Genomic DNA, 7396 nt, shown 5'->3' with positions numbered 1-7396 from the left:
CTATCTTTATATTCTCTCCATATTTCTCAAGCATATATTTCACAAAATTTGTTCCTATGAATCCTGCTGCTCCTGTTACAAGATATGTCTTCATCTATATCTCCTCACTTATTTCCATCAGATATTTTCCATATTCTGTTTTCAACAATGGTTCTGCCAGTCTTATTAATTCCTCTTTAGTTATCCAGCCATTTTTATATGCTATTTCTTCTATACAAGCTACATAACTTCCCTGTCTGTCTTGAATAGTTTCTATAAAATTAGCTGCCTGTAATAAATTTTTATGCGTTCCTGTATCTAACCATGCAAAACCTCTTCCTAAAAGATTAACCTTTAAGCTTCCTTCAGCTAAATATAATTTATTTAAATCAGTTATTTCTAATTCTCCTCTTTTACCTGGTTTTAACCCTTTAGCTTTCTCTACTACTGTATTATCATAAAAATAAAGTCCTGGTACTGCATATTTAGACTTTGGCTTTTCTGGCTTTTCTTCTAAAGATAAGACATTTCTATTATCATCAAATTCTACTACTCCATATTCTTTTGGATTTTTTACAAAATATCCAAAAATTTCTGCTCCTGTCTTTATTTTTGCTGATTTTTTAATTACAGGTGAAAAAGCTTGTCCAAAAAATAAATTATCTCCTAATATTAATGCTACATTACTCTCCCCTATGAATTCTTCTCCTATAATAAAGGCTTCTGCTAATCCATTTGGTTGCTCCTGAATACTGTATTCTATATTTAATCCAATTTTTTTCCCATCTTCCAGTAACTCCTTAAAACAGGCTAAATCTCTTGGAGTTGAAATTATTAGTATATCTTTTATTCCAGCCAACATTAATACTGATAGAGGATAATATATCATTGGCTTATCATAAATTGGTAATATTTGTTTTGATACACTTCTAGTTAGAGGATGAAGTCTTGTTCCACTCCCTCCTGCTAATATTATTCCTTTCATTCTATTGACTCCTTTAAAAATTGCTTTTCTAATTCTAACAAGTCTTTTTTTCTATCTTTTAATTTTTGGGCAGGAATCCCTGTATAAATTGACCATTTCTCAGTCGAATTTTTAATCAAGCTCATAGCCCCTACTGCTGTTCCTTCTCCTATTATCACTCCTGGAAGAATAATTGAATTTGCACCTATGATACTATGTTTTTTTATAATTACTTTTCCATAACTAATTTTTTTATATTTTTCTGGAATTGTAGGATTTGTCATTGTTTCACCATTATATGACTCATTTTGACTATAAATTGTTACTCGAGAAGAAGTTCCTGAAAAATCATGTATTTCTATTTCCCCAGCACCATAATAAGCTCCATATGCTGCTATATGAACATAATTTCCTATTTTTATATTCCCACTTAAAATACAAAAATCATCAATCCTCACATTATTTCCAATTGAAATCTTTTCAGGGGAATATATACTACATTTATCACTTATTAGTACATTTTCTCCTATTGATTTAAATCCTATCTCTTTTAATTTTTCTTTTGTATAAAAACTCATATTACCCTCCAATTAATTTTAAAGTTTTACAAATATAATCAACTTCTTCTAAAGTTAAATCTCCATACATTGGAAGGGTCATTACTCTATCTGAAACATATTCAGCATTTGGCAACACTATATCTTTATATTTTTCTTTATAACATTCAAAGTTATTTATTAAAGGATAGAAATATTTTCTAGCAAAAATATTATAATCTTTTAGTTTTTCAAATACTTCATCTCTATTTATTTCATAAACTTTTTCATCAATTATTATTGGAAAATAAGCATAATTATGTCTTATTCCTTTTATATCCTCTAAATATCTTATCCCCTCTATATCTTTTAAAAGTTCTCTATATCTTTCTACTAATTTCTTTCTTTTCAAAATTTCAACATCAACATATTTTAAATTTACAAGTCCCATGGCTGCCTGAAATTCATTCATTTTAGCATTCCCACCATTTTGAATAACTTCTTCAGGGCCTGTTATTCCAAAATTCTTTTCTAATCTAAAAAGTTTTGAATAGTCTTTATTGCTGTATGTTAAAGCCCCACCTTCAACAGTACTGTAAACTTTAGTGGCATGAAGACTGAACATTGATACATCCCCATAGTTCCCTATTCCTTTTCCATTTATTTCTACTCCAAATGTATGAGCAGCATCATAGATTACTTTTAAATTATGCTTTTTAGCTATTCTTTCTATTTCTTCAACATTACATGGATTTCCATAGACATGTACTGGAATTATAGCACTTGTTTTTTCTGTAATAAGCTCTTCTATTTTAGATGTATCTATTGTAAAATTTTCCATTTCAATATCACAAAAAACAGGAGTAAGACCACATCTAGTTATAGCATGAGTAGTTGAAGCAAATGTATATGGAGTTGTTATTACTTCTCCAGTAAGTTTTAAAGCTCTTATTGCCATTTCTAACGCTAAATGACCATTGCTGCATAAAGTTATATTATCAACATCTAAGTATTGTTTCATCTTCTCTTTCAATGTTTCATGTTTTATTCCCATATTAGTAAGCCAATAAGTATTCCAAATTTCTTTTATTTCTTCGCAATACTCCTCATATGGTGGTAAAAAAGATTTTGTTACCATTATTTTTTTATTCAGCTTTTCCATTAGAATCTTTCCTCCTTAATTTAGTGAAAATTTTATTTAATATATATAAGATTATCTCTTCTTTTAAAAGAATCAAAATAACAAAATATATAATTCCTCCACCTAAAGCACTTAATATAAGTGCTTGATTATTATTAAAATATCTTTTTATTATTTCTATAAAAAAAGCCATAATAATACCAGAAATTATATATTTATACAATGAATTAGTTAATAATTTTATTTTTATTCTTTTCTTTAGTACATAAAATGATAAAATTGGACCAATTGTTTCTGATATAAGGACTGCAAGTGAAGCTCCTATATCATGAAATTTTGGTATTAATATTAAATTTAAAATAATACTTATTGTTGCCATTATTATTTGAATAATTGTTCCAAACTTTTCCATTCCAGCAGGAACAATTATTTGTAAATATCCCCAAGTTCCTAAAGTTACTATCAAAACTAAAGGACTTAAAATCATTAAAGAAAATCTTGCTGGCAGAAATTCTTTTCCTCCTAAAAATAAATTTATTTCTTTGGATAAAAAAATAAATCCAATCATTAAAGGAATTGAAAGAATATAGCTAAAATTTAATGATTTATTTAATAAGCTAAAATATTTTTCTTTATCATTACTATAATAATAAGAAATTCTTGGGATTAATACTGTTGCTATTACTCCAGTAATAGTAACACCTATCATTTGAAGTTGTCTTGCACGATTAAAAAACGCCACTTTATCAGGAGTACTAAATATACCTAATAAAATACCATTTAAAATTGAATAAATACTCACAACAAATGCTGAAAAGAAAAATATTACTAAAGCTTTATAATGTCTTTTATAATCTAGTTTTTTAACTTTTAATCTTATAAACTTTTTTGAATAAAAAAAACTCCAAATATTTCCTAATCCTTGACCTAAAACAAGAAAAATAATATAAATATAATAATCATCAGCTTTTTTTACTAAAAAAATAATTCCAATAAAAGTAATTATCTTAATAAAAACATTTCTTAAAGAAAGGATTTTATAATCTTCTATTCCACTAAAAAACCAATCTATATTAAATATATTCATTAATAAATTAAATCCCATAATGAAAAATATTAAAAAATTTTTTTGAAATTCACTATAAAAATATAATAAACACAAATATAAAAGAAAAGTTATTATAGAAAAAATAGTTTTTATAATAAAAAGTTCTGAAAAAACTTTTTGTTTTTCAATTTCATTATCTCTTACATTTGCTATTTCTCTTATCCCATATGTTGGAATCCCTACCATTGCTATAACCAATAAAAAATTAATAATTGATTGAGAATAATTAATTAATCCTAAATTTTTTGCCCCTAATATTCTAGAAATATAACTTGCTGTCAACAAAGGATAAGTGATGTTAAAGAACATAAGCAGTCCATTATAAAAAACATTTTCACTTAAACTTTTCATTTAATTTTCCTCATAACAAAATATCTAAAATTATTTATTAAATCAAATAATTTCAACTTTTTTAATATAGGCTTTATAATTTGTCTTAAAAATGAATAATGAAACTCATACATTTTTCTATAAACTTCTTTATTTTCTTTTAAATCATTTGTAAGTACAGGGTCAAAATCTTCATCTAATTGTTGTAAAAAATATTTTTTATCTACACCACAGTGTTCCCCACTTCCATCATGTCCTCTATTTACAGTTAAAGTTTTTCTAGGATATATTGTATACATATTATTAATAAAAGTATGAAAACATACTCTTGCATCAGTGGCTTTTACCACACCTTCCCTATCCTTTTCAAGCATTGTTATACAATTAGGTTCAATTTTATTAAACTTTTTTACATTTTCTTTATCACTAAAAATTTCTTTATATTTTTTTAAATCCCAATCTATCTTTTCCCATCTATTTTTCCACGTTCCCACTCCCCAAGGACAGTATCTTTCCCATAAAAAAATATCTTCTTTTAATTCCTCTTCTATATCATTAAGTGGAAAATTATATCCTGATATTGAAAATATTTTTTTGTCATTCTCATATTTTTCTAATGAATTATTCATATATTTTAAAAAAAAGGGAGACACTCTAATATCATCTTCAAGAAAAATAATTTTTCCATGCTGATTAATAATTTCTTCTATTGCTGAATTAATAGAAACATATGCTCCTAAATTTTCTTCTCTATTTAATGCTACTACTTTTTGAAATCCTTTTATCTTTTCTATATCTTTTCTTATTAACTCAATTATTTCTTTATCTTCTTTGCGATAAGCAGCATCAGAAACAACATACAAAATAGTTTTTGATGCTAAACTATTTCTTTTTAAATATTCTATACATTCTAAAAAAGATTTCCTCCTATTATATACAGATACCAAAACGGGGGCTAACATAACTCCTCCTTTAACAACTCATTTACTTTTTTTCGTACCATTTCTACATTTATTCTTGAAATACATGGCCAATTATCCAATCTATATTTACAATTCCAATTACAATTATAACAATCTAATTTATAATTAATAATTCTGGGAAGAAAATTTTTATTTTTCAATAAATTTTCATTATAAGGTAGAAATCTTCCATATTGTCCTCCACCCAAAATACAGATAGATTTTGTTTGGGCTGCTACAGCCATGTGAATGCATGCTGTATCATTACCTAATATAAATTTTGAATATTTTATTAAAAAAAATGTTTCCAATAAATTAGTTTCCCCTATTAAATTTATAATTCTATGATTATTTTTATAAATTTTCAAAAATTTATCACCTAATTCAATCTCACTTTTTCCACCAGAAAGAACTATTTTATAATCTTCTGGAATATATTTGGCTATTTCAGCATAGTTTTCTACATCCCAATTTTTTTTAACTTCACTTGATCCTAAAAAAAATATACAATACTTGCCTTTTATTCTTTCTTTTTTATCTATATTTAAAATACTATTTAATTCTATTCCTATTTTTGTTAAGGAAATACTTTCTAAAAATTCATAATTTCTTTCTAATTCAGTTAAATTTTTATTACTAGTTGAAATTAAATGGGTATACCATTTATTACTAAAATTATGTAATACTTTTTTTATATTAACATTATCTCCAACAAAACCAATTTTCTCTTTTGCCTTTATAAAATGAACTAACCAATCTAAACAAAAAAATTCTCTTGAATATGTAGGTGATAAAATTAAATCAAATTTTATTCTAGATAATTTTTTTAATATTTTATATCTGTAAATAAAATTTGTATAAAATTTATTTCTATTTATAGAAATAATTTCTTCAAAAAAATCAATTTTTTCTGCTATATCCTTTACTTGTTCTGAACAAATTATAGTAAATTTCCTATTTATATATATTTTTTTATAGCTTCTTAAAGTATTTAACCATATAAAAAAATCCCCTATTCCATCTATTCTTATAATCAGAATATCCTTTTCTATTGTTCTTTTATTTTTCAATAAAAATATATCTATTAATGAAAATATTATAATCTTTCTTAAATATTCAACAATTTTTTTTAATATATTCACCTTTTATTAACCCTCTCTTTTTTTAATAAAAAAAGATATACCATCAGTGGAAAAACTGAAAAAATATCCATAAATTTATTACTAAATATTGACATAATCATTAAATATTCAAAATAAGCTGCTAAAGCCATATGTTCTATATAATTTTTTTGAACTCTTCTTTGAATATATAATCCAATATAACCTATTAAGCTACTAAATAAAATTATTCCTAAATAACCTAAATCAGCATAAAACCAATAAAACATTGTAGCTAATGCATTATAAACTTGAGAATAAGTATTTTCAGAAGATATTTGAATAAAATGCATCAATTTTTCTCCAACCTCTATCATAGCTCCTTTATTATTACTAACTTTTAAAACAATTAATACATACTTTAATGGAGAAATTAAAAAAGAAAAAAATAGTTCTCCATAATAGAATTTTCCACCATATTGTTTCATCACTTCATTAAAATATGCTATACTTCCACTAAAATAAGTTACTATTATCATTCCTAATTTTTTTAAATTTCCTTCTCTTAAAAAAGTAGTTATTAGAACAGGAACTAATAAAACAGCTATATATTTAAAGCTTTTTTTTATCACCCCTGTTTTAAAAGAAAATATTAAAAATATTAAAATATATGTTATAAAATCTCTTCCTGCACTAAGAAAACAAAACAATGTTAAATTTATAATAGAACTTAAAAATAATATATATTTCTTTCTTTTAAAAACTAAAGACAAAGAAATTAAAAAACTTACTATACTTAAACTTTTAAAAAAGTTATATATATATACATATAATGCATTAGAAAAAAGTTTAATGCCATTATCTTCTATTCCAAAAAATACAGTTCTTACAATTCTATAATCATTTAAAATATCTATTAAATTAAATAATTTAGCTATATAATAGAGATTAATTATGAAAAAAATTATTTCATTAAAATAAAAATATTTAAGTTTTTTCATTTTTCCATATTTCTTTATACTTAATTTATTTTTTTTTAAAAAAATAAAGGGCATATTGACAAATAAAATTCCAGTTAATATATAAATATATGTATTCATGGTTATTGGATAAAATTTGCCTATATTAACAAATGAAATCAATAACCACATTACCCACCATGAACTAAAAATAAATGTCAAATCATTTCTAGTTCTTCTTTTTATAATTTTATTTAAAATTAATAAATTTAAAGAAATAAACATTATTCCCACAATCAAAACATCCAATCTCATTT

General features: G+C 24.0%; 7 protein-coding genes. All 7 read right to left on the bottom strand.

What is annotated here, in order from left to right; genetic code table 11:
* Nucleotides 1-94 precede the first annotated feature (94 nt).
* Genes rfbA through E6771_RS13250 form a run of 7 tightly spaced genes read right to left on the bottom strand, consistent with a single transcriptional unit; the run spans nucleotide 95 to nucleotide 7394 of the window.
* Nucleotides 95-964, bottom strand: coding sequence for a glucose-1-phosphate thymidylyltransferase RfbA (gene rfbA / locus E6771_RS13280; RefSeq protein WP_316091823.1), 870 nt, complete (start codon nucleotides 962-964; stop codon nucleotides 95-97).
* The gene (locus E6771_RS13275) at nucleotides 961-1521 is read right to left on the bottom strand and encodes an acyltransferase (protein WP_316091822.1); all 561 of its coding nucleotides are present in this window, start codon (nucleotides 1519-1521) and stop codon (nucleotides 961-963) included. Before E6771_RS13275 ends, rfbA begins: the two co-directional genes overlap by 4 nt.
* 1 nt (nucleotide 1522) lies before the next feature.
* Nucleotides 1523-2641, bottom strand: a complete 1119-nt coding sequence (locus E6771_RS13270) for a DegT/DnrJ/EryC1/StrS family aminotransferase (protein ID WP_316091821.1) — start codon at nucleotides 2639-2641, stop codon at nucleotides 1523-1525.
* Complete coding sequence (locus E6771_RS13265; RefSeq protein ID WP_316091820.1) at nucleotides 2625-4079, bottom strand: oligosaccharide flippase family protein; 1455 nt, start codon at nucleotides 4077-4079, stop codon at nucleotides 2625-2627. Before E6771_RS13265 ends, E6771_RS13270 begins: the two co-directional genes overlap by 17 nt.
* Nucleotides 4076-5020 (bottom strand): glycosyltransferase, encoded by a 945-nt coding sequence (locus E6771_RS13260; RefSeq protein ID WP_316091819.1) that lies wholly within the window; start codon nucleotides 5018-5020, stop codon nucleotides 4076-4078. The genes E6771_RS13265 and E6771_RS13260 overlap by 4 nt, the downstream gene beginning before the upstream one ends.
* Nucleotides 5014-6162: a glycosyltransferase family 9 protein gene (locus E6771_RS13255; RefSeq protein WP_316091818.1), complete on the bottom strand. Its 1149-nt coding sequence runs from the start codon at nucleotides 6160-6162 to the stop codon at nucleotides 5014-5016. Before E6771_RS13255 ends, E6771_RS13260 begins: the two co-directional genes overlap by 7 nt.
* Nucleotides 6159-7394 carry an O-antigen polymerase gene (locus E6771_RS13250; protein WP_316091817.1) on the bottom strand — a complete coding sequence of 412 codons (1236 nt, stop codon included), beginning with the start codon at nucleotides 7392-7394 and terminating at the stop codon, nucleotides 6159-6161. The genes E6771_RS13255 and E6771_RS13250 overlap by 4 nt, the downstream gene beginning before the upstream one ends.
* Nucleotides 7395-7396: the final 2 nt, after the last annotated feature.

This window comes from Fusobacterium sp. (assembly GCF_032477075.1).
Classification (GTDB): domain Bacteria; phylum Fusobacteriota; class Fusobacteriia; order Fusobacteriales; family Fusobacteriaceae; genus Fusobacterium_A.
Note: the sequence above shows the minus strand (reverse complement) of the source record. Positions and strands in the feature narration are given on the sequence as shown.

What these genes read in the sequence shown, in the direction of transcription:
- E6771_RS13250 (WP_316091817.1), bottom strand. Translation starts at nt 7,394, where the DNA reads ATGAGATTGGATGTTTTGATTGTGGGAATAATGTTTATTTCTTTAAAT.
- rfbA (WP_316091823.1), bottom strand. Translation starts at nt 964, where the DNA reads ATGAAAGGAATAATATTAGCAGGAGGGAGTGGAACAAGACTTCATCCT.
- E6771_RS13270 (WP_316091821.1), bottom strand. Translation starts at nt 2,641, where the DNA reads ATGGAAAAGCTGAATAAAAAAATAATGGTAACAAAATCTTTTTTACCA.
- E6771_RS13260 (WP_316091819.1), bottom strand. Translation starts at nt 5,020, where the DNA reads ATGTTAGCCCCCGTTTTGGTATCTGTATATAATAGGAGGAAATCTTTT.
- E6771_RS13275 (WP_316091822.1), bottom strand. Translation starts at nt 1,521, where the DNA reads ATGAGTTTTTATACAAAAGAAAAATTAAAAGAGATAGGATTTAAATCA.
- E6771_RS13265 (WP_316091820.1), bottom strand. Translation starts at nt 4,079, where the DNA reads ATGAAAAGTTTAAGTGAAAATGTTTTTTATAATGGACTGCTTATGTTC.